Source organism: Pseudomonas sp. E102, from assembly GCF_052660185.1.
Map to the genome: position 1 here is coordinate 5304579 of NZ_CP084025.1, position 19268 is coordinate 5323846.

Annotated in this window: 23 protein-coding genes; 10 read left to right on the forward strand and 13 right to left on the reverse strand. The window is 62.0% G+C overall.

Annotated elements, in window-relative coordinates:
• Positions 1 to 69: 69 nt before the first annotated feature.
• The 4 genes from ftsY to rpoH all read left to right on the forward strand — a co-directional run bounded on the left by ftsY (position 70) and on the right by rpoH (position 4151).
• Complete coding sequence (gene ftsY, locus DOCECA_RS23950; RefSeq protein WP_445571187.1) at positions 70 to 1497, forward strand: signal recognition particle-docking protein FtsY; 1428 nt, start codon at positions 70 to 72, stop codon at positions 1495 to 1497.
• A complete protein-coding gene (ftsE, locus tag DOCECA_RS23955; RefSeq protein ID WP_024778908.1) occupies positions 1494 to 2165 on the forward strand; it encodes a cell division ATP-binding protein FtsE in 672 nt (223 codons plus the stop codon). Before ftsY ends, ftsE begins: the two co-directional genes overlap by 4 nt.
• Positions 2162 to 3184 carry a permease-like cell division protein FtsX gene (gene ftsX / locus DOCECA_RS23960; protein ID WP_420765043.1) on the forward strand — a complete coding sequence of 341 codons (1023 nt, stop codon included), beginning with the start codon at positions 2162 to 2164 and terminating at the stop codon, positions 3182 to 3184. Before ftsE ends, ftsX begins: the two co-directional genes overlap by 4 nt.
• A gap of 112 nt (positions 3185 to 3296) precedes the next feature.
• A complete protein-coding gene (gene rpoH, locus DOCECA_RS23965) occupies positions 3297 to 4151 on the forward strand; it encodes an RNA polymerase sigma factor RpoH (RefSeq protein WP_003177476.1) in 855 nt (284 codons plus the stop codon).
• 193 nt (positions 4152 to 4344) lie between these two features.
• Here the strand turns inward: rpoH and mtgA are convergent, their stop codons facing one another.
• The gene (mtgA, locus tag DOCECA_RS23970) at positions 4345 to 5067 is read right to left on the reverse strand and encodes a monofunctional biosynthetic peptidoglycan transglycosylase (RefSeq protein WP_420765042.1); all 723 of its coding nucleotides are present in this window, start codon (positions 5065 to 5067) and stop codon (positions 4345 to 4347) included.
• Positions 5068 to 5140: 73 nt separating this feature from the next.
• Here mtgA and DOCECA_RS23975 point away from each other — a divergent pair, with 73 nt between their 5' ends.
• From DOCECA_RS23975 to trmB, 4 genes are all read left to right on the forward strand, one after another.
• Positions 5141 to 5521, forward strand: coding sequence for a DUF423 domain-containing protein (locus DOCECA_RS23975; RefSeq protein WP_420765041.1), 381 nt, complete (start codon positions 5141 to 5143; stop codon positions 5519 to 5521).
• Between the two features lie 91 nt (positions 5522 to 5612).
• Positions 5613 to 5813, forward strand: coding sequence for a sulfur carrier protein ThiS (gene thiS / locus DOCECA_RS23980; protein ID WP_420765040.1), 201 nt, complete (start codon positions 5613 to 5615; stop codon positions 5811 to 5813).
• A gap of 54 nt (positions 5814 to 5867) precedes the next feature.
• Positions 5868 to 6662 carry a thiazole synthase gene (locus DOCECA_RS23985; RefSeq protein WP_003177480.1) on the forward strand — a complete coding sequence of 265 codons (795 nt, stop codon included), beginning with the start codon at positions 5868 to 5870 and terminating at the stop codon, positions 6660 to 6662.
• A gap of 9 nt (positions 6663 to 6671) precedes the next feature.
• Entirely contained in the window at positions 6672 to 7397 is a 726-nt protein-coding gene (gene trmB / locus DOCECA_RS23990) for a tRNA (guanosine(46)-N7)-methyltransferase TrmB (RefSeq protein WP_420765039.1), read from the forward strand.
• A gap of 143 nt (positions 7398 to 7540) precedes the next feature.
• Here trmB and DOCECA_RS23995 read toward each other — a convergent pair whose 3' ends face one another.
• The 9 genes from DOCECA_RS23995 to DOCECA_RS24035 form a co-directional block, all read right to left on the reverse strand.
• The gene (locus DOCECA_RS23995) at positions 7541 to 7864 is read right to left on the reverse strand and encodes a DUF3392 domain-containing protein (protein WP_014340681.1); all 324 of its coding nucleotides are present in this window, start codon (positions 7862 to 7864) and stop codon (positions 7541 to 7543) included.
• Between the two features lie 18 nt (positions 7865 to 7882).
• On the reverse strand, positions 7883 to 9016 hold the full coding sequence (gene hemW / locus DOCECA_RS24000; protein ID WP_434651079.1) for a radical SAM family heme chaperone HemW: 1134 nt from the start codon (positions 9014 to 9016) through the stop codon (positions 7883 to 7885).
• Between the two features lie 62 nt (positions 9017 to 9078).
• Positions 9079 to 9675 carry an RdgB/HAM1 family non-canonical purine NTP pyrophosphatase gene (gene rdgB, locus DOCECA_RS24005; RefSeq protein WP_445571188.1) on the reverse strand — a complete coding sequence of 199 codons (597 nt, stop codon included), beginning with the start codon at positions 9673 to 9675 and terminating at the stop codon, positions 9079 to 9081.
• Positions 9672 to 10106, reverse strand: a complete 435-nt coding sequence (locus DOCECA_RS24010; protein ID WP_434561797.1) for a DUF4426 domain-containing protein — start codon at positions 10104 to 10106, stop codon at positions 9672 to 9674. The genes rdgB and DOCECA_RS24010 overlap by 4 nt, the downstream gene beginning before the upstream one ends.
• A 25-nt stretch (positions 10107 to 10131) precedes the next feature.
• Positions 10132 to 10752 (reverse strand): methionine biosynthesis protein MetW, encoded by a 621-nt coding sequence (gene metW / locus DOCECA_RS24015; protein WP_420765036.1) that lies wholly within the window; start codon positions 10750 to 10752, stop codon positions 10132 to 10134.
• A 7-nt stretch (positions 10753 to 10759) separates the two neighbouring features.
• Positions 10760 to 11899, reverse strand: coding sequence for a homoserine O-succinyltransferase MetX (gene metX, locus DOCECA_RS24020; RefSeq protein WP_445571189.1), 1140 nt, complete (start codon positions 11897 to 11899; stop codon positions 10760 to 10762).
• Positions 11900 to 12180: 281 nt separating this feature from the next.
• On the reverse strand, positions 12181 to 12771 hold the full coding sequence (locus DOCECA_RS24025) for a YggT family protein (protein ID WP_420765034.1): 591 nt from the start codon (positions 12769 to 12771) through the stop codon (positions 12181 to 12183).
• A 10-nt stretch (positions 12772 to 12781) separates the two neighbouring features.
• Positions 12782 to 13600, reverse strand: a complete 819-nt coding sequence (proC, locus tag DOCECA_RS24030; protein WP_420765033.1) for a pyrroline-5-carboxylate reductase — start codon at positions 13598 to 13600, stop codon at positions 12782 to 12784.
• Between the two features lie 27 nt (positions 13601 to 13627).
• The gene (locus DOCECA_RS24035) at positions 13628 to 14320 is read right to left on the reverse strand and encodes a YggS family pyridoxal phosphate-dependent enzyme (RefSeq protein WP_434649761.1); all 693 of its coding nucleotides are present in this window, start codon (positions 14318 to 14320) and stop codon (positions 13628 to 13630) included.
• A gap of 56 nt (positions 14321 to 14376) precedes the next feature.
• Between DOCECA_RS24035 and DOCECA_RS24040 the strand changes: the two genes are divergently transcribed.
• On the forward strand, positions 14377 to 15411 hold the full coding sequence (locus tag DOCECA_RS24040; protein ID WP_198796877.1) for a type IV pilus twitching motility protein PilT: 1035 nt from the start codon (positions 14377 to 14379) through the stop codon (positions 15409 to 15411).
• A 156-nt stretch (positions 15412 to 15567) separates the two neighbouring features.
• On the opposite strand, the gene DOCECA_RS24045 is transcribed toward DOCECA_RS24040, so the two are convergent.
• Positions 15568 to 16179, reverse strand: a complete 612-nt coding sequence (locus DOCECA_RS24045; protein WP_420765030.1) for a C40 family peptidase — start codon at positions 16177 to 16179, stop codon at positions 15568 to 15570.
• Positions 16180 to 16428: 249 nt separating this feature from the next.
• On the opposite strand from DOCECA_RS24045, the gene DOCECA_RS24050 reads away from it, so the two are divergent.
• A complete protein-coding gene (locus DOCECA_RS24050) occupies positions 16429 to 16857 on the forward strand; it encodes an NINE protein (RefSeq protein WP_420765029.1) in 429 nt (142 codons plus the stop codon).
• Positions 16858 to 16990: 133 nt separating this feature from the next.
• On the opposite strand, the gene DOCECA_RS24055 is transcribed toward DOCECA_RS24050, so the two are convergent.
• Both DOCECA_RS24055 and DOCECA_RS24060 read right to left on the reverse strand, forming a co-directional pair.
• Positions 16991 to 18262 (reverse strand): dihydroorotase, encoded by a 1272-nt coding sequence (locus DOCECA_RS24055; RefSeq protein ID WP_434609044.1) that lies wholly within the window; start codon positions 18260 to 18262, stop codon positions 16991 to 16993.
• Complete coding sequence (locus tag DOCECA_RS24060) at positions 18259 to 19263, reverse strand: aspartate carbamoyltransferase catalytic subunit (protein WP_420765027.1); 1005 nt, start codon at positions 19261 to 19263, stop codon at positions 18259 to 18261. The genes DOCECA_RS24055 and DOCECA_RS24060 overlap by 4 nt, the downstream gene beginning before the upstream one ends.
• Positions 19264 to 19268 lie beyond the last annotated feature (5 nt).

The following is a 19268-nucleotide window of genomic DNA, read 5'->3' on the forward strand; positions in this document are numbered from 1 at the left end:
GTTCAGCATCGAATATTTATCACCGAGGCGCCCTCCAGGCGCGTCGCTACCGTGAGATAGCCGTCCTCCATGTTTGGTTCCAACGACGACAAGAAGACCCCAGCTGCGGCTGGCGAGAAAAAAAGCCTGTTCGGATGGCTGCGCAAGAAGCCGCAGGAAACCGTGGGCGAACAGCCGCAACCGCAGCCTGAGCCCGCCGACGAGACGGTGGTCGAAGAGGCTGCGCCCATTGTCCTGCCGATCGCCGAGCCGGTGCTGCAACCGGCCGAGGCCGAAGCCGAGCCAGTGGCTGAACCGGTGGATGAGCCGGTGGTCGAGCAACCCCTGACCCCGCCTCCCGGGCAGGCCCCTTGGCTCACCTTGCCCGTGGCGGAAGAACCGGTCGCGCTGGTAGAGGACGCCCAGGCACCCCACGTCACGCCGCCAATCCCAGCCCCGACGCAACCGGAGGAGACGCCGGCTGCCGTGCTCGCGCCTTCGACCCCGGAGCTCGCCCCCGAGCCTGAACCTGTCGTGGTAGAGGCTTCGGCCCCGGTCGAACCGCCGCGGCCCGTTGAAGAGAGCAAGGTCGGTTTTTTTGCCCGCCTCAAGCAGGGCCTGTCCAAGACCAGCGCCAGTATTGGCGAGGGCATGGCCAGCCTGTTCCTGGGCAAGAAAGTCATCGATGACGAGCTGCTGGAAGACATCGAGACCCGCCTGCTCACCGCCGACGTAGGCGTCGAGGCCACCTCGGTGATCATCCAGAGCCTGACCCAGAAAGTCGCGCGTAAACAGTTGACCGATGCCGATGCGCTGTACAAGTCCCTCCAGGGCGAACTGACCAACCTGCTCAAGCCCGTGGAGCAGCCGCTGGTGATTGCCTCGCAGAACAAGCCGTTCGTGATTCTGGTCGTTGGCGTCAACGGTGCCGGCAAGACCACCACCATCGGCAAGCTGGCGAAGAAGCTGCAGCTCGAAGGCAAGAAGGTCATGCTTGCCGCCGGCGACACCTTCCGCGCCGCCGCCGTCGAGCAACTGCAAGTGTGGGGCGAGCGCAACAAGATCCCGGTCATCGCCCAGCACACCGGTGCCGACTCCGCTTCGGTGATCTTCGACGCCGTGCAGGCCGCCAAGGCCCGTGGCGTCGATGTGCTGATCGCCGACACGGCCGGTCGCCTGCACACCAAAGACAACCTGATGGAAGAGTTGAAGAAGGTCCGCCGGGTGATCGGCAAGCTCGACGCCGATGCGCCCCACGAAGTGTTGCTGGTGCTGGATGCCGGGACCGGCCAGAACGCCATCAACCAGGCCAAGCAGTTCAACCAGACCGTCGAACTGACCGGGCTGGCCCTGACCAAGCTCGACGGTACCGCCAAGGGCGGGGTGATCTTCGCCCTGGCCAAGCAGTTTGGCCTGCCAATTCGCTACATCGGCGTGGGTGAAGGCATCGATGACCTGCGCACCTTCGAAGCCGAGCCCTTTGTCCAGGCGCTGTTTGCCGAGCGGGAGCATTCATGATTCGTTTCGAACAGGTCGGTAAACGCTATCCGAACGGTCACGTCGGCTTGCACGAGCTGAGCTTTCGGGTCCGTCGGGGCGAGTTTCTGTTTGTGACCGGCCACTCCGGTGCCGGTAAAAGTACCTTGCTGCGCCTGCTGCTGGCGATGGAACGGCCCACCACCGGCAAGCTGCTGCTGGCCGGCCAGGATTTGAGCACCATCAGCAACGCCCAGATCCCTTATCTGCGGCGCCAGATCGGCGTGGTATTCCAGAATCACCAACTGCTGTTCGATCGCACGGTATTCAATAACGTGGCGCTGCCTTTGCAGATCCTTGGGCTGTCCAAGGCCGAAATCAACAAACGCGTGGATTCGGCCCTGGAGCGCGTGGCTCTGTCGGACAAGACCGATCTGTACCCGGGCGACCTGTCCACCGGCCAGCAACAGCGCGTCGGCATTGCCCGCGCCATCGTCCATCGCCCGGCCTTGCTGTTGGCGGACGAACCCACCGGTAACCTCGACCCGCGACTGGCGGCGGAGATCATGGGCGTATTCGAAGACATCAACCGCTTGGGCACCAGCGTGCTGATCGCCAGCCACGACCTGGCACTGATCGCGCGTATGCGTCACCGCATGCTGACCTTGCAACGCGGTCGACTGATCGGCGACGGGGAGGCAGGCGTATGAGTGCTACTCGCAGCCCGAAAGTGGCCGAACGCGTGGCCCCGAAGGGCACCGATCCGCAGCCGCAGAAGAAAAAGCGCGACGATGACGATGGCCCGGATTTCACCACGCTGTTGCACGCCTGGATCGAAAGCCATCGCGCCAGCCTGCTGGACAGCCTTCGGCGCCTGGGCAAGCAACCGATCGGCAGCTTCTTTACCTGCATGGTGATGGCGGTGGCCTTGAGCCTGCCCATGGGCCTGTCATTGCTGCTGAGTAATGTGGAGCGCCTGGGCGGTTCCTGGCAGCGCGCGGCGCAGATCTCCCTTTATTTGCAACTGGATGCGACGCCAGGCGAAGGCGAGGCGCTGCGTGAGCAGATCAAGACCATGCCGGGCGTGGCCGATGCCGAATACGTGGGTCGCGAGCAGGCGCTGGAAGAGTTCCAGCAGCAGTCGGGCCTGGGCGAAGCCCTCAAGGAGCTGCCGGAGAACCCGCTGCCAGGCGTTGTGCTGGTCACCCCAAATGAGGTCGACAAGCCGACCCTTGAAGCATTAAGACAAAGACTTTCCGAGCTGCCGAAGGTACAACAGGCGCAACTTGATCTAGTCTGGGTCGAGCGTCTTGCGGCGATCCTCAAGCTCGGCGACAGGTTTGTCTTCGGCCTGACGGTGCTCTTGGTTTCTGCATTACTTTTGGTGATAGGCAATACCATTCGTCTTCATATTGAAAACCGCCGCACCGAGATAGAAGTGATTAAACTCGTCGGCGGTACGGACAGTTATGTACGCAGGCCTTTCCTTTATATGGGAGCGTTGTATGGCTTCGGCGCAGGCATCCTGTCCTGGGGTGTATTGGCGTTCGGCCTGGACTGGCTGAACGATGCGGTAGTGGGACTGGCCGGTTTGTATGGCAGTGACTTCGCGCTGGCCGGAGTGCCAGTCGCTGACGGTCTGTCGCTCTTGCTAGGCGCGGTGCTGTTGGGTTATATCGGTGCATGGATTGCGGTAGCACGCCACCTACGTGAGCTTGCGCCAAAATAGTTGTTTTTGCGCGTATTGACCTTTCGGTTTTTGTGGGAACTTGTCCTACGGTTCCCGGTCAATTTTCGCAGTGCTGAACTGCACGAGTTATGTGAGTCGGAGGTTTTTTCGTATGACCACTTCTTTGCAACCTGCTTATGCTCTGGTCCCAGGTGCGAACCTGGAGGCCTATGTGCACACGGTCAACAGCATCCCGCTGCTGACCCCCGAGCAGGAGCGTGAACTGGCCGAGAGTCTCTACTATGAGCAGGATCTTGAGGCGGCTCGGCAGATGGTGCTCGCCCACCTGCGTTTTGTCGTACATATCGCCCGCAGCTATTCCGGCTACGGGCTGGCCCAGGCCGACCTGATCCAGGAAGGCAACGTTGGCCTGATGAAGGCGGTCAAGCGTTTCAACCCGGAAATGGGTGTGCGCCTGGTGTCGTTTGCAGTGCACTGGATCAAGGCGGAAATCCACGAGTTCATCCTGCGCAACTGGCGCATCGTGAAAGTCGCGACCACCAAGGCCCAGCGCAAGCTGTTTTTCAACCTGCGCAGCCAGAAGAAGCGCCTGGCCTGGTTGAACAACGAGGAAGTCCATCGCGTGGCCGAGAGCCTCGGTGTGGAACCTCGTGAAGTGCGCGAAATGGAAAGTCGCCTGACCGGCCATGACATGGCTTTTGACCCGGCCGCCGAAGCGGACGACGACAGCGCTTTCCAATCGCCGGCCAACTACCTGGAAGACCACCGGTACGACCCGGCGCGTCAACTGGAGGACGCCGACTGGAGTGACAACTCCAACACCAACCTGCACGAAGCGCTGGAAGTGCTGGACGAGCGCAGCCGCGACATTCTCTACCAGCGCTGGCTGGCCGAGGAGAAGGCCACGCTGCACGACCTGGCGCAAAAGTACAACGTGTCGGCCGAGCGAATTCGCCAGCTTGAGAAGAGCGCGATGAACAAGCTCAAGGTGTCGATTGCGGCTTGACCTGCGACAGCTATCACAAAAACGCCCCGATCATTACTGATCGGGGCGTTTTTGTTTGTGCGATGCAAGCGTCAACTCAGCCTTTGTGGGAGCGAGCTTGCTCGCGATGGCGGTGGGTCAGGCGACATCTCTGCTGAATGCTCGATTGTCATCGCGAGCAGGCTCGCTCCCACAAGAATCCGTGGTATCGCGGCTATTGAGCCCAGGGCGCCGGCCGAGACTCATCTAACCGCAACAGATAACCATCACCTCCCAATTGGCTCATCTGCTGGCGAATCCAACTCGCACGCCTGAGCACATAAGGGCTCGGCCGACTGGCGCTCCAGGCCCTCGGGTTGGGCAGGACTGCGGCGAGCAGGCTGGCCTGTTGTCGGGACAAGGCGTTTGCACCGACACGAAAATGATGCCGCGCCGCCGCTTCGGCCCCAAACACCCCGTCGTCCCACTCGACGCTATTGAGGTACACCTCGAGGATCCGCTGCTTGGGCCAGAACACTTCGATCAGCGCGGTGAACCAGGCCTCCAGCCCCTTGCGCAGCCAACTGCGGCCCGACCATAGGAAAAGGTTCTTGGAAACCTGCTGGCTAAGGGTGCTGGCGCCACGAATCGAACCGCCGCGCCCGTTGTGGGCGAACGCGGCCTGGATTGCGCCGATGTCAAAGCCCCAATGCTCGGGAAATTTCTGGTCTTCCCCGGCAATGACCGCAACCTTGAGATGATTGGAAATCTTGTCCCAGGGTTGCCAGTCACGCTGCAGGTCGATCGGTTCGCCTCCGAACCAGGATTGCACCTTGCGCTCGATCATCAGCGCGGTGAACGGCGGTGGCACCACGCGAAACAGCAGCACCAGCACAACGCTGCAGGCGGCGAACCAGAACAGGGCTTTAATGAATCGTCGAAACAATGAACGCAGCATAGAGATGGCTTGGCCGAACCCGTCGAGCGGGCCATTATACAGACCCTGTCCATCGAGTCTGACCGGAGTTCCCATGTTGCGTAGCTTTCTGATGCTGGCGGCTTTTTTCGGCTTCACGGGCGTGGCGCTGGGGGCGTTTGCCGCCCATGGCCTGAAAAACCGCCTGAGCGCCGATTATCTGGCGATTTTCCACACTGGGGTGACCTACCAACTGGTGCATACCCTGGCGCTGTTCGGCGTTGCGCTGTTGGCCACGCACATCCCGGGTCGTATCGTCACTTGGGCCGGAATTTCATTCGTGATCGGCATTCTGCTGTTCTCCGGCAGCCTGTATCTGCTGACCCTTACCGGTGTCACCAAGCTGGGCATGATCACGCCCCTGGGCGGCGTGGCTTTTCTGATCGGTTGGTTGTGCCTGGGCATCGCGGCCTGGCGCCTGCAACTTGCCGCTTGAAGCTTGTCGCTCGTAGCTGACCAAGGGGCTTGGGTCACCCAGACTGATCGGGCTAGAATGCCAGCCCCTAAAAATGATGGCGGCATCCGGCATGCGCATTCAGTTGAACGGCGAACCCCTTGATCTGCCCGACGGTGAAACCGTCGCGGCCCTGCTGACCCGTCTGGAACTCACCGGACGCCGCGTCGCGGTGGAACTCAATCTGGATATCGTCCCGCGCAGCCAGCACGCCGAAACCAAATTGAACGACGGTGATAGCGTCGAAGTGGTCCACGCCATCGGTGGCGGTTAGTCGCCTCGGTTTCGCAGCCTTTCGCAAGAACCTCACCCCAACAGAGGATTTCCCATGAGCATCGTTCGTAGCGACAAGCCCTTCGTCCTGGCCGGTCGTACCTACCAGTCGCGCTTGCTGGTAGGCACCGGCAAATACCGCGACATGGAAGAAACCCGCCTGGCCATCGAGGCCTCGGGCGCCGAAATCGTGACCGTCGCCGTGCGCCGCACCAACATCGGCCAGAACCCGGGCGAACCGAACCTGCTGGATATCCTGCCGCCGGATCGCTATACCATCCTGCCGAACACCGCTGGTTGCTTCGACGCCATCGAGGCCGTGCGCACCTGTCGCCTGGCCCGTGAACTGCTCGACGGTCACAACCTGGTGAAGCTGGAAGTGCTGGCGGACCAGAAAACCCTGTTCCCCAACGTGATCGAAACCCTCAAGGCCGCCGAGACCCTGGTCAAGGAAGGTTTTGACGTGATGGTCTACACCAGCGATGACCCGATCATCGCCCGTCAGTTGGCGGAAATCGGCTGCATCGCGGTCATGCCGTTGGCCGGCCTGATCGGCACCGGCCTGGGGATCTGCAACCCATACAACCTGCAGATCATCCTGGAAGAAGCCAAGATCCCGGTGCTGGTGGATGCCGGTGTCGGTACCGCATCCGACGCCACCATCGCCATGGAGCTGGGTTGCGAAGCGGTGCTGATGAACTCGGCCATCGCCCATGCCCAGCAGCCGATCCTGATGGCCGAAGCCATGAAGCACGCCATCGTTGCCGGCCGCTTGGCCTACCTGGCCGGCCGCATGCCGAAAAAACTCTACGCCAGCGCGTCCTCGCCGCTGGATGGTCTGATCAAGTAAGAGCCATTGATGACTGAATCGAACGACACGCCTGTCCTGCCGGAAGAAGGCGAAGAGCGCCAGCACCGCCGCATCAAGAGTTTCGTGATGCGCGCCGGGCGCATGACCGAAGGCCAGCAACGCGGCCTGGAACAGGGCGCCCCGCTGTATGTCCTGCCCCTGGCCGATGCACCGGTCGACTTCGACCAGGTCTTCGGACGCTCGGCGCCGCGCTCGCTGGAAATCGGTTTTGGCATGGGCCACTCGCTTCTGGAGATGGCCGCCGCCGCGCCGGAACAGGATTTCATCGGCGTGGAGGTCCATCGTCCGGGTGTCGGTGCGCTGCTCAACGGCGTGCTGACCCAAGGGCTGACCAACCTGCGGGTCTACGATTGCGACGCTATCGAAGTGCTTAATCGTTGCGTGGCCGATAACAGCCTCGATCGGCTGATGCTGTTCTTCCCGGATCCGTGGCACAAAAGCCGACACCACAAGCGCCGGATCGTCCAGGCGTCGTTCGCTGAGCTGGTGCGCAGCAAGTTGAAGGTCGGCGGTGTGTTGCACATGGCCACCGACTGGGAGCCCTACGCCGAATACATGCTGGAAGTGATGAACGTCGCGCCGGGTTATCGCAACCTGGCCGAGGACGGCAAGTGCGTACCGCGCCCGGCTGAACGGCCGATCACCAAGTTCGAACGTCGTGGCGAACGGCTCGGGCATGGGGTTTGGGACTTGAAGTTCGAGAAGGTCGCTTAAGCACCCGAAGACTCTTTGAAAAGCGCCCCCCTGTGGGAGCGAGCTTGCTCGCGATGGCGGCCTGACAATCGACAAAAATGTTGAATGTCATGGCCTCATCGCGAGCAAGCTCGCTCCCACAATTGTTTTTGGTTGTGGCTGGCTCAGCGCCGATCCGCCACCACGCCGATCAACACCAACACCACCAATAACACCGGCGCCAGGCTGTAGTTATTGAACTGGCTCAAGCCCCGGACGATCCACGGCGTGGCGTAGATCAGCGCGGCGCCGCTGCCGATCATGCATAGCAGGGCGATCAGCGGGACGCGCAAGGCGCCGGCGATGCTGCCCAGGCGCTGTTCGACCCAGCCCTTAATATCCGCACCAAACAACACCAGCAGGCAGCCTACCAACGCCAGGGAGATTTCCGACAGGTTGCTGCGGCTCCAGCGGGATACGGTGGCGAGCAGGTCGAGTACCAGATCCATTCGATTTCCTTGTGTTGATCAGCTCAGAAATTTCTGCAGCAAGTCGTTGAGAAACAGCTGTCCGCGCTCGGTCGCCACCAGACGTGACGGTTCGACCTGCAACAACCCACTTTGTTCGGCCTCGCGCCGGCCGTCGGCCAGGCTTTCCAAAGACAGGCCGGTGCGCTGCGGATAAAGCTGCGCCGCTACACCTTCGGTAAGACGCAGCGCGTTCATCAGGAACTCGAAAGGCAGTTCTTCGTTGGCCAGGCTCTTTTCGCCGGCCAGGAAACGTTTGGCCGGGTTGAGATAATCCTTGGGCAGGCGAGTCTTCCAGGTGCGCACGATGCGCCCGTCCGGATGGCTGAGCTTGCCGTGGGCCCCGGCGCCGATGCCGATGAAGTCACCGAAGCTCCAATAATTGAGGTTGTGACGCGCCGCGCGCCCTGGCTGGGCATAGGCGGAGACCTCATATTGGTCGTAGCCATGCTCGGCGAGCAGCGCCTGCCCGGCTTCCTGGATGTCCCACAGCGTGTCGTCTTCCGGCAAGATTGGCGGCTGGTTCCAGAACACCGTGTTCGGCTCCAGCGTCAGTTGATACCAGGACAAATGGGTGGGCTTCAGGGCAATGGCCTGGCGCAGATCGCTCAAGGCATCTTCGAGGGATTGATCCGGCAGGCCATGCATCAAGTCGAGATTGAAATTATCGAACCCGGCCTGGCGGGCCATGCCAGCGGCACGCACCGCCTCGTCGCCGTTATGGATTCGGCCAAGCGCTTGGAGCTTGGCCTGTTGGAAGCTCTGGATGCCAATGGACAGACGATTGATGCCCAGCGCCCGGTAGGCGACGAATTTCTCTTGCTCAAAGGTGCCTGGGTTGGCTTCCAGGGTGATTTCAATATCGGGCGCAAAAGGGATGCGCGCCTCGACGCCCCGCAGCAGACGCCCCAGGGCTTGGGCGCTGAACAGGCTCGGCGTGCCGCCGCCAAAGAAAATGGAGGACAACGGCCGGCCGTGAACCCCATGCAAATCCTGGTCGAGATCGGCCAGCAAGGCGTCGACGTATTCCTCCTCCGGCAGCTGCGGGCTGGCGGTGTGGGAGTTGAAGTCGCAATACGGGCATTTGCGCACGCACCAGGGGATATGGATGTACAACGCCAAGGGCGGCAGCATGGGCAGCGGCGCCCGAGGTGTCTGTGCGCCGCCGTGGATCAGCGGTGCGGGGGAGTCGGTGGTCATTGCAGGCCCAGGCGTTGGCGCAGCAGGGCCATGGCGCGGGCGCGGTGGCTCAGTTGGTTCTTTTCAACGGGGCCCAGCTCGGCGCTGGAACAATTGCGCTCAGGCACCCAGAACAACGGGTCGTAGCCAAAGCCGTGTTCGCCGCTGGCCTTGGCGAGGATGCTCCCGTGCCACAGGCCTTCGCAGAGGATCGGCAGTGGATCGTCGGCATGGCGCACAAGCGCCAGCACACAAACGAATTGCGCGCCGCGCTCGGCTTCGGGCACGTCCTTGAGGGCTTCGAGCAGCTTGGCGTTGTTCGCTGCGTCACCTTTGCCATCGGCGTAACGGGCCGAATAGATGCCCGGCGCGCCGCCGAGGAAGTCCACCGCCAGACCGGAATCGTCGGCCAGCGCCGGCAGGCCGGAAATGCGCGCCGCATTGCGGGCCTTGAGGATGGCGTTCTCGACGAACGACAAACCGGTTTCCTCCGGCTCGACCTGGCTGAATTCACCGATCGAGCGCAGCTGCACCGATCCGCCGAGCATCGCCTGGAGTTCCTTGAGTTTGCCGGCGTTGTGGCTGGCCAGTACGAGTTGGGTAAGGTTGATCATTGGCCCGGAAACAGTTCCTGGTTGAAGTTGATGGTGTTGATTTTGTCGCCGGTTTGCACCTTGATCTCGAAGGTGCGGGTTTCCTGCTGTTCCACTGGATACTGGGCGATGTAGTAGATCGCGCCTGCTTCGGTGACCTGGCGGAAGGTGAGCGGGACTGTCTTGCTGGTCAGGTCCTTGACCGTACCGCTGACCTGGGCCATCAACGGCTTGCCTTCCTTGATCACCGAGACGTTGATGACGCCCTGGTGCTTGCTGCGAATCAGCTCGGCGCCCTTGGCGATGTCGGGGGTCAGGAAGGTGGAGTTGAACGTGTTGTAGTGAACGGTGACGTCACCGAACACTTCCTTGCGCTCGGCCTTGATGACATCGGCGGCCATGGCGCCGATGCTCAGGCAGGAGGTGATTAACAGCAACGCTAGACGCTTCATGTCGTGCTCCTGAAAAGGCGGGTGCTCACACCGCGACCTGATGGTCGGCAAGGCCCGGGCTGCTGACCCGGTAAATGCCAATCTCACCTAACAGATTAGGCCATAGCTTGCTGGCCCACCCGTGGCGGTGCTGCTGGTCCACCGCCAGCCGGTCGATGACCTTGGCCTTGCGCTCGCGGCACAGTTCTTCGAAATCCTCGAACGTACAGAAATGGATGTTCGGAGTGTTGTACCAGGTATAGGGCAGGAATTCCGACACCGGCATCCGTCCCTTGCTCGCCAGGTACCAGCGGCAGCGCCAGTGACCGAAGTTGGGGAAGGTAATGATGCACTGGCGCCCGACGCGCAGCATTTCGTCGAGAATCTTGTCTGGGTAATGCACGGCTTGCAGGGCCTGGGTCATGACCACGATGTCGAAGCTGTTGCTGGCGAAGTTGCCCAGCCCTTTGTCCAGGTCTTGTTCGATGACGTTGATGCCCTTGGCCACGCATTCGGCGATGTTGTCCGGGTCGTTTTCCAGCCCGTAGCCCGTCACTTGCTTGTTGTCGCGCAGCCAGGTCAGCAATTCGCCGTTGCCGCAGCCCAGGTCGAGCACGCGGCTGCCGGCGGGGATCCATTCCTGGATGATGTCCAGATCGGCTCTCATGGCGTCCTCACAGCGTAATACGGTTCATGTAGTTGCCGAACGCCTGCAGGTAGCGCGGGATCGGAATCAAAAAGGCGTCGTGGCCCTGGGGTGCGTCGATTTCCAGGTAACAGACGTCCTTGCGCGCGGCCATCAGCGCGTCCACCAGCTCCCGGGAGCGGGCCGGGGAGAAGCGCCAGTCGGTGGTGAACGACATCACGCAAAACTTGGCGGTGGCATTGGCGAAGGTTTTCGCCAGGTCATCGTCGAAGTTCGCCGCCGGATCGAAGTAGTCCAGCGCCTTGGTCATCAGCAGGTAGGTGTTGGCGTCGAAGCGCCCGGAGAATTCCTCGCCCTGATAACGCAGGTAGCTCTCGACCTGGAATTCCACGCTGTGGAAGTCGTAGTTGAGCTTTTCGCTCTTGAGGCCTCGGCCGAATTTTTCACCCATGGAATCGTCGGACAGGTAGGTGATGTGCCCGACCATCCGCGCCAGCATCAACCCGCGCTTGGGAATCACGCCATGTTCCTGGAACGAACCTCCGTGAAACTCGGGGTCGGTGAGGATCGCCTGGCGCGCCACTTCGTTGAAGGCAATGTTCTGCGCCGACAGCTTGGGCGCCGAGGCGATTGCCAGGCAATGGCGCACGCGATCCGGGTAGGTGATGGTCCATTGCAGGGCCTGCATGCCGCCGAGGCTGCCACCGATCACCGCCGCCCATTGACCGATGCCGAGGCGGTCGGCCAGGCGGGCCTGGCTGTGGACCCAGTCTTCCACGGTCAGTACCGGGAAATCGGCGCCGAAGGGCTTGCCGGTGTCGGGGTTGAGGCTGCTGGGGCCGGTGGAGCCGTTGCAACCGCCGAGGTTGTTCAGGCTGACCACGAAGAACCGGTTGGTGTCGATGGGCTTGCCGGGGCCGATGCAACTGTCCCACCAGCCGGGCTTGCGGTCATCGACGCTGTGGTAGCCGGCGGCGTGGTGATGCCCCGACAAGGCGTGGCAAATCAGCACGGCATTGCTCGCCGTGGCGTTGAGGATGCCGTAGGTTTCGTAGATCAGGTCATAGGCTGGCAACGAACGGCCGCAGGCCAGGGCCAGGGGCTCGCTGAAATGCGCCGTTTGCGGCGTCACCAGACCAACGGAATCGGGGGGAAAGGCAGCTGGCATCGACCCTGCTCTCGTTGAAATGAGGCGTAAGTCTAAAGACCGCTGGGGTTAGCGGCAAGCAAAGGGCGGCGCTGATTGTCCGCTGATGCAAACCCTGTGGTGACTGGATCAATCTGTGGCGAGGGAGCTTGCTCCCGCTGGGCCGGGCTGGCGCTCCAGCGCGAAGCGGCCCTGAATGCTGCCGCCCGGGGCTGTCTGGACGACGGTGGCGCCCGGTTTGGGGCTGCTTCGCGGCCCAGCGGGAGCAAGCTCCCTCGCCATAGGAAAAGTTGCAGCGTGCTTTAGATCAGCACCCGCAGGATCTCCGGCATCATCGTCATCGCCGCCAGGTTGTTGATCACCAGCATATCGATCAGTTTGAGCACCATGAATGCCAGGATCGGCGAGATGTCCAGGCCGCCGAGGTTCGGCACGATGCGGCGGAACGGCGCCAGGGCCGGCTCGCAGATCTGGTTCACCAGTTCGGCGCCCGGGTTGTGGCTGCCCGGCGCGACCCAGGACAGGATCACGCTGATGATCAGGGCAAAGAAAAATATCTTCAGGAACAGTGCGGTAACGCCGATGATCGACCAGATCAGCAATTGCAGCGGATTGCCGGTGATGCCATAGGTCAGCAGCAGCGTCAGGGCCATCAGCGCCATTTGCAACAGGATCGCCAGCAACAGCGAGGACATGTCCAGGCCGAACAGGCTCGGAATGATCCGGCGCAATGGTTTAAGCAGCGGTTGGGTCGCCTTGACGATGAACTGGCACAACGGGTTGTAGAAGTTGGCGCGCACCAGTTGCAGCACGAAGCGCATCAGCACGATCAGCAGGTACAGACTGCCGAGGGTTTGCAGGACATAGACCGCTGCAGTGTTCAATCCAATCATGAATGGCTCCTTATTGGCCCAGTTGTTCGGCCATTTCGGCCGAGCGGTGCGCGGCGGCGCCGAGTGCTTTTTCAACCAGGGCTTCGAAGCCTCCGGCCTGGAATGATTTGATGGCCGCTTCGGTGGTACCGGCCGGCGAAGTCACGCGGCGACGCAGCTCCGCCGCATCGACATCGCTGGCGACCGCCATATGCGCGGCGCCCAGGGCAGTCTGCAAGGTCAGCTGCGCGGCGGTTTCCCGGGGCAGGCCGAGTTTCTCGCCGGCGGCGGTCATGGCTTCGATCAGCAGGAAGAAGTACGCCGGACCAGAGCCGGAGACGGCGGTGACCGCGTCCAGTTGCTGCTCGGTTTCCAGCCACAGCGCAAGACCCACGGCCGACAGCAACTCTTCAGCCTGCTGGCGTTGGGCGGCCGTCACCTGTTCGGTGGCGAACAGGCCGCTGACGCCCTGGCGCAGCAGTGCCGGGGTGTTGGGCATGCAGCGCACGATGGGCTGGGCGCCGAGCCAGTTGTTCATGCTCGCGCAAGTAATACCAGCGGCAATCGACACGATCAGTTGATGTGGCTTGAGATGCGGGCGAAGGGCTTCGCACACGCTTTTCATTGCTTGCGGCTTGACCGCGAGCACCACGACGTCCACGCCGTCGATGGCCTGGGCGTTGTCGGCGAAGGCTTCGATGCCGTGCTCTGCGCTCACCCGCTGGCGGGTTTCTTCACCCGGATCGCTGGCGCGGATCTGCGCTGCATCCAGGCCCTTGGCCCGCAGGCCGCCGATCAGGCTGGCGGCCATGTTGCCGGCGCCGATAAAGGCAATACGCGTGTTGCTCATGACGGATCCTTATGAAAGATGAGTGAGTCAGCTGGGCGATTGACCGTAGTCGCGAGCCCCAAACAGCGCAGTACCGATGCGCACCCAGGTGGCGCCTTGAGCAATGGCGGATTCGAGGTCATGGCTCATGCCCATGGACAGCGTATCCAGGGGCAGGTCCAGGCTGGCTTGCAGGCGCTGGACAGCAGCAAAAGCCGCGTCCTGTTCAGCGCGATCGTCGGTCGGTTCGGGAATCGCCATCAACCCGCGCAACGTGAGGCGTGGCAACGTGCTGATGGCGCTGGCAAGGGCGGGCAGGTCCGCTGGCGCGCAGCCGGATTTACTGGCTTCGCCGCTGACGTTGACCTGAATGCAGATGTTCAATGGTGGCAGCTCGGCTGGCCGCTGCTCGGACAGGCGCTGTGCAATTTTCAAGCGATCCACGGAATGCACCCAGTCGAAATGTTCGGCGATAGCGCGCGTCTTGTTCGATTGAATGGGGCCGATGAAGTGCCAGATCAAGGGCAGGTCAGTCAGTTCGGCCTGCTTGCCCAAGGCTTCTTGCAAGTAGTTCTCGCCGAAGTCACGCAGGCCGGCGGCGTAGGCTTCGCGCAGGGCCTGGGCGGGCTTGGTCTTGCTGACGGCCAGTAGATGGACGCTGTGTCCGGCGCGTCGGGCGGCCTGTTCCGCCGCATGGATGCGCGATCTAACCTGAGCAATGTTGTCTGCTATCGTGGTCATAAAGAAAGGCCAGCGGGTCTGAGGTTCGCGGCATTCTACTGGAATTGAGGAGCGCTATGGATATCACTGAACTGCTGGCGTTCAGCGCCAAACAGGGGGCGTCGGACCTGCATCTGTCCGCCGGGTTGCCACCAATGATCCGTGTCGATGGCGATGTGCGGCGTATCAACCTGCCGGCGTTGGACCACAAGCAGGTCCATGAACTGATCTACGACATCATGAATGACCGGCAACGAGTGGATTACGAAAAGTTTCTGGAGACCGACTTTTCCTTCGACGTGCCAGGCGTTGCGCGGTTTCGGGTCAATGCCTTCAACCAGAATCGTGGCGCGGGGGCGGTGTTCCGGACCATCCCTTCGAAAGTCCTGACCATGGAAGACCTGGGTATGGGCGAGGTGTTTCGCAAGATCACCGAGGCCCCACGTGGGCTCGTGCTGGTGACCGGGCCGACGGGGTCCGGCAAGTCCACCACCCTGGCCGCGATGATCGATTACCTGAACAGCCACAAGCATCATCACATCCTCACCATCGAGGACCCGATCGAATTCGTCCATGAACCGCGCAAATGCCTGATCAACCAGCGCGAGGTGCACCGCGATACCCAGGGCTTTTCCACGGCGCTGCGCTCGGCCCTGCGGGAAGATCCGGACGTGATCCTGGTGGGGGAAATGCGCGACCTGGAAACCATCCGGCTGGCGCTGACTGCCGCAGAAACCGGGCACTTGGTGTTTGGCACGCTGCACACCACATCGGCGGCCAAGACCATTGACCGGGTGGTGGACGTGTTTCCCGGTGACGAGAAGTCCATGGTTCGTTCGATGCTGTCGGAGTCGTTGCAGGCGGTGATCTCCCAGACTCTGGTCAAGAAGATCGGCGGCGGCCGGGTTGCGGCGCATGAAATCATGCTCGGCACCTCGGCGATCCGCAATCTCATCCGGGAAGACAAGATCGCGCAGATGTATTCGTCGATTCAGACCGGCGGCTCGCTGGGGATGCAGACGCTGGACATGTGCCTGAAGGAGTTGGTGAACAAGGGACTGATCAGCCGCGAGCATGCGCGGGAGCGGGCGCGTACGCCGGATAATTTCTAGCGGGGCAAGGAGGCCTTGTGGCGAGGGGATTTATCCCCGTTGGGGTGCGAAGCGCCCCCAACAATGCATAGGCTTGAATCTTTATTTCAGACTGACCATCTTGGGGCTGCTTCGCAGCCCAGCGGGGATAAATCCCCTCGCCACAGAGGCCGATGATCAGCGCTGAACCACCCGCATCGCACCCGGCTCTTTGGGCAGTACCCGCTTGGCAACCACGTAATGGGTGTTCCAATACGGCTTGTTCAGCGTGTCGATGGTCACCGACTTGCCACGGCGCGGGGCGTGGATGAAGCGGTCATTGCCCAGGTAGATGGCCACATGGTTGACTCGCCGGCTCTTGAGCTTGAAGAAAATCAGATCCCCAGGCTTCAAGTCCTTGCGCTCGACTTTTTCACCGTGGCCGGCTGCCATCGCGTTGGATGTGCGCGGCAAATCGAAGGTGGCGTCGTTGAAGGCGTATTTCACCAGCCCACTGCAATCGAAACCTTTACTTGGGCTGCTGCCGCCCCAACGGTAAGGTGTGCCGAGTACATTCACGGCGCGGCTCAAGACATTGCTGGTGGTCTTGGTCGCCATGGGTGGCACCAGTCGACTCTGAGCCGTGCTCACGCGCTGGACGCCTTGCTTGTTCTTGCTCGACGGAGCAGAAACATGGGATTTAGGGGTGTAGCCATTGATGTTGGGAAGACGTTGCTCACGGTTGGTGGCGTGGGCGGCCAGTGGCAATAATAGGCAGATGGTCAGCCATGTCTTTAAAAATGGACGCATTAGGCAGGGCTCATAAAGGTTAGCGCGCAACTTTATAACAGCTTTTTTTCGCTTTCCGAGGCCGTTTGTCGATCCGAAACCCAGCGTAAACGCCGCACAATACCGTCATTTTGGCCTGATTGTCCGACACAGGCCCCGTAGTACGGGCGTTTCCCCGGCTCGGGCCGACCAGGACCGCTTGTCGGCGAGACACAAAAAAGTCACAAAAAGTCCGAACAAATTTTTCTATCGAGGCAAAAGAGACCATTCATGAACAGCTATCAACAGGACGCAATCCGCGATACCCACAGCAAAGTCATCGGGTATCTGCTCTGGATTCTCGGGTTTACCGGCGCTCACCGTTTCTATTACGGCAAGCCGGTGACCGGCACGATTTGGTTTTTCACCTTCGGCCTGCTGGGCATTGGCTGGCTGATCGACCTGTTCCTGATCCCTGCCATGGACCGCGAAGCGGACCTGCGCTTTACCCCTGGCCCCATCGAATACAGCGTGGCGTGGATCCTGCTCACGTTCCTCGGGGTGCTTGGTGTGCATCGCATGTACCAAGGCAAGTGGCTCAGTGGGCTCCTTTACCTGCTGACCGGTGGGGTGTTTTTCCTGGGGGTGCTGTATGACTTCTGGACGCTGAATGACCAGGTCTCGATTCGTAATGCGCAGAAGCGTGGGGCTTTCCATTAAGACAGGTAGATCGTGTCGCCTGCATTCGCGAGCAGGCTCGCTCCCACACTGGATCGAGGGTGTTCACATATCCTGTGTTCACCAAAGATCCCCTTGTGGGAGCGAGCTTGCTCGCGATAGGGGCGACGCGGTATCAAACCTGGTGAGTGATCCGCCCATCCATCAGGGTATAGCGCACCACCCCCGGCAGGCTGTGACCCAGGAACGGACAGTTGTCACCCTTGGAGCGCCAGGCTTCACCGGCCACGGTGGACGCGGCGGGGTCGAACAGCACCAGGTCCGCCGCGGCACCCACGGCCAGTTTCCCGGCAGGCAATTGCAGCGCCTGGGCCGGGCCGGCGCTCAGGCGTGCCAGCAGGGTCGGTAGATCCAGTAATCCGTCTTCCACCAGTGTCATGGCCAGCGGCAGCAACAGCTCGACGCTGCTGATGCCCGGCTCGGTGGCGCCGAAGGGGGCCAGCTTGGCATCGCGCTCGTGGGGTTGGTGATGGCTGGAAATGGCCGAGATCACCCCGGACTTCACCGCCTCGCGCAAGCCATCGCGGTCGGCGCGGGTGCGCAGCGGCGGCTGGACGTGATAGACGCTATTGAAGTCGATCAGCGCTTCGTCGGTGAGGATCAACTGGTACAGCGCCACATCGGCGGTCACTGGCAAACCACGTGCCTGGGCCTGGGCGATCAGCGCGGCGCCGCGGGCGCTGGTCAGTTGGCTGAAGTGCGCGCGCACGCCGCTTTGCTCCACCAGCAGCAGGTCCCGGGCAAGTGCCACGGTCTCGGCGGTTTCCGGGATGCCCGGCAGGCCAAGGAAACTGGCGGTGGGGCCTTCGTGGGCCAGGCCGCCTTCGGCCAGGTCAAGGTCCTGCGAGTTGAAGATCACCGTCAGGCCGAAGGTCGCCGCATATTCCAGCGCGCGGCACAGGGTACGGGTGTTGCGGAAATTGTTCAGGCCATTGCCGAACGCCACGCAACCGGCATCGCGCAGGGCGATGAGCTCGGCCAGTTGCTCGCCTTCCAGGCCCTTGCTCAGTGCGCCAATGGGGAAGACCTTGGTGTTGCCGGCTTCGCGGGCGCGGTCGAGGATCAGTTCGGCCACGGCCGAGGTGTCCAGCACCGGTTTGGTTTGCGGTGGGCAGCACAGGCTGGTCACGCCACCGGCGGCGGCCGCCCGGGTTTCGCTGATGATGCTGCCTTTGCGGCTGTAGCCCGGCTCGCGCAGGGCGACGTTGAGGTCAACCAGACCGGGGGCGGCTACCAGGCCGTGGGCGTCGAGGGTCTCGACCGCCGCGAAGCCTGTCGGCGCGGCGCCCAGAGCGACGATCTTGCAGGCATCGATATGAATGTCAGTCACTTGATCCAGGCCGCTGGCCGGATCGATCACGCGTGCGCCGAGAATGCTGAGCTTCACTGGGCGTTCTCCTGGTCGAGTTGGCGCTGGGCCGTTTGCCCGCTCATGGCCATGGACAGCACGGCCATGCGGATGGCGATGCCGTAGGTCACTTGGTTGAGAATCACCGAACGCGGCCCGTCGGCCACCGCCGACTCGATCTCCACGCCGCGGTTGATCGGCCCCGGGTGCATGACGATGGCGTCCGGCTTGGCTCCGGCCAGGCGTGCCGTGGTCAGGCCGAACAGGCGGTAGAACTCGCCTTCGCTGGGCAGCAGGCCGCCGGTCATACGCTCGCGTTGCAGGCGCAGCATGATCACCACGTCCACGTCCTTCAAGCCTTCGGTCATGTCGGTGTAGACCTTCACGCCGTACTGCTCGACGCCGATGGGCAGCAGGGTTTTCGGCGCGATTACGCGGATGTCCGGGCAGCCCAGCGTCTTGAGGGCCAGCATGTTCGAGCGCGCCACCCGCGAATGCAGGATGTCGCCAACGATCGCTACCGACAGGTTTTCAAAGCTGCCTTTGTGACGACGGATGGTCAGCATGTCGAGCATGCCCTGGGTCGGGTGGGCGTGACGGCCGTCGCCGCCGTTGATGATCGCCACTTGCGGGCAGACATGTTCAGCGATGAAGTGTGCCGCGCCGGAGTCACCGTGGCGCACGACGAACATGTCGGCGGCCATGGCCTCGAGGTTGCGCAGAGTGTCGAGCAGGGTCTCGCCCTTGCTCGCCGAGGATGTGGACACGTTGAGGCTGATCACATCCGCCGACAGCCGCTGGGCCGCCAGTTCGAAGGTGGTGCGGGTGCGGGTGGAGTTTTCAAAAAAGACGTTGCACACGGTCTTGCCGCGCAGCAACGGGACTTTCTTCACCGCTCGGGCGCCGACTTCGAGGAATGAGTCGGCGGTGTCGAGGATTTCCGTCAGCAGCTCGCGGCGCAGGCCGTCGAGGGACAGGAAATGCCGCAGCTGGCCCTGATCGTTGAGCTGCAGCGGGCGCTTGGTTTCGAGAGGCGTCATCGCGA

Bases quoted from the DNA above. Each gene is read 5' to 3' on its own strand.
- ftsY (WP_445571187.1), top strand. From the start codon at position 70: ATGTTTGGTTCCAACGACGACAAGAAGACCCCAGCTGCGGCTGGCGAG.
- ftsE (WP_024778908.1), top strand. From the start codon at position 1,494: ATGATTCGTTTCGAACAGGTCGGTAAACGCTATCCGAACGGTCACGTC.
- ftsX (WP_420765043.1), top strand. From the start codon at position 2,162: ATGAGTGCTACTCGCAGCCCGAAAGTGGCCGAACGCGTGGCCCCGAAG.
- rpoH (WP_003177476.1), top strand. From the start codon at position 3,297: ATGACCACTTCTTTGCAACCTGCTTATGCTCTGGTCCCAGGTGCGAAC.
- mtgA (WP_420765042.1), bottom strand. From the start codon at position 5,067: ATGCTGCGTTCATTGTTTCGACGATTCATTAAAGCCCTGTTCTGGTTC.
- DOCECA_RS23975 (WP_420765041.1), top strand. From the start codon at position 5,141: ATGTTGCGTAGCTTTCTGATGCTGGCGGCTTTTTTCGGCTTCACGGGC.
- thiS (WP_420765040.1), top strand. From the start codon at position 5,613: ATGCGCATTCAGTTGAACGGCGAACCCCTTGATCTGCCCGACGGTGAA.
- DOCECA_RS23985 (WP_003177480.1), top strand. From the start codon at position 5,868: ATGAGCATCGTTCGTAGCGACAAGCCCTTCGTCCTGGCCGGTCGTACC.
- trmB (WP_420765039.1), top strand. From the start codon at position 6,672: ATGACTGAATCGAACGACACGCCTGTCCTGCCGGAAGAAGGCGAAGAG.
- DOCECA_RS23995 (WP_014340681.1), bottom strand. From the start codon at position 7,864: ATGGATCTGGTACTCGACCTGCTCGCCACCGTATCCCGCTGGAGCCGC.
- hemW (WP_434651079.1), bottom strand. From the start codon at position 9,016: ATGCTGCCGCCCTTGGCGTTGTACATCCATATCCCCTGGTGCGTGCGC.
- rdgB (WP_445571188.1), bottom strand. From the start codon at position 9,675: ATGATCAACCTTACCCAACTCGTACTGGCCAGCCACAACGCCGGCAAA.
- DOCECA_RS24010 (WP_434561797.1), bottom strand. From the start codon at position 10,106: ATGAAGCGTCTAGCGTTGCTGTTAATCACCTCCTGCCTGAGCATCGGC.
- metW (WP_420765036.1), bottom strand. From the start codon at position 10,752: ATGAGAGCCGATCTGGACATCATCCAGGAATGGATCCCCGCCGGCAGC.
- metX (WP_445571189.1), bottom strand. From the start codon at position 11,899: ATGCCAGCTGCCTTTCCCCCCGATTCCGTTGGTCTGGTGACGCCGCAA.
- DOCECA_RS24025 (WP_420765034.1), bottom strand. From the start codon at position 12,771: ATGATTGGATTGAACACTGCAGCGGTCTATGTCCTGCAAACCCTCGGC.
- proC (WP_420765033.1), bottom strand. From the start codon at position 13,600: ATGAGCAACACGCGTATTGCCTTTATCGGCGCCGGCAACATGGCCGCC.
- DOCECA_RS24035 (WP_434649761.1), bottom strand. From the start codon at position 14,320: ATGACCACGATAGCAGACAACATTGCTCAGGTTAGATCGCGCATCCAT.
- DOCECA_RS24040 (WP_198796877.1), top strand. From the start codon at position 14,377: ATGGATATCACTGAACTGCTGGCGTTCAGCGCCAAACAGGGGGCGTCG.
- DOCECA_RS24045 (WP_420765030.1), bottom strand. From the start codon at position 16,179: ATGCGTCCATTTTTAAAGACATGGCTGACCATCTGCCTATTATTGCCA.
- DOCECA_RS24050 (WP_420765029.1), top strand. From the start codon at position 16,429: ATGAACAGCTATCAACAGGACGCAATCCGCGATACCCACAGCAAAGTC.
- DOCECA_RS24060 (WP_420765027.1), bottom strand. From the start codon at position 19,263: ATGACGCCTCTCGAAACCAAGCGCCCGCTGCAGCTCAACGATCAGGGC.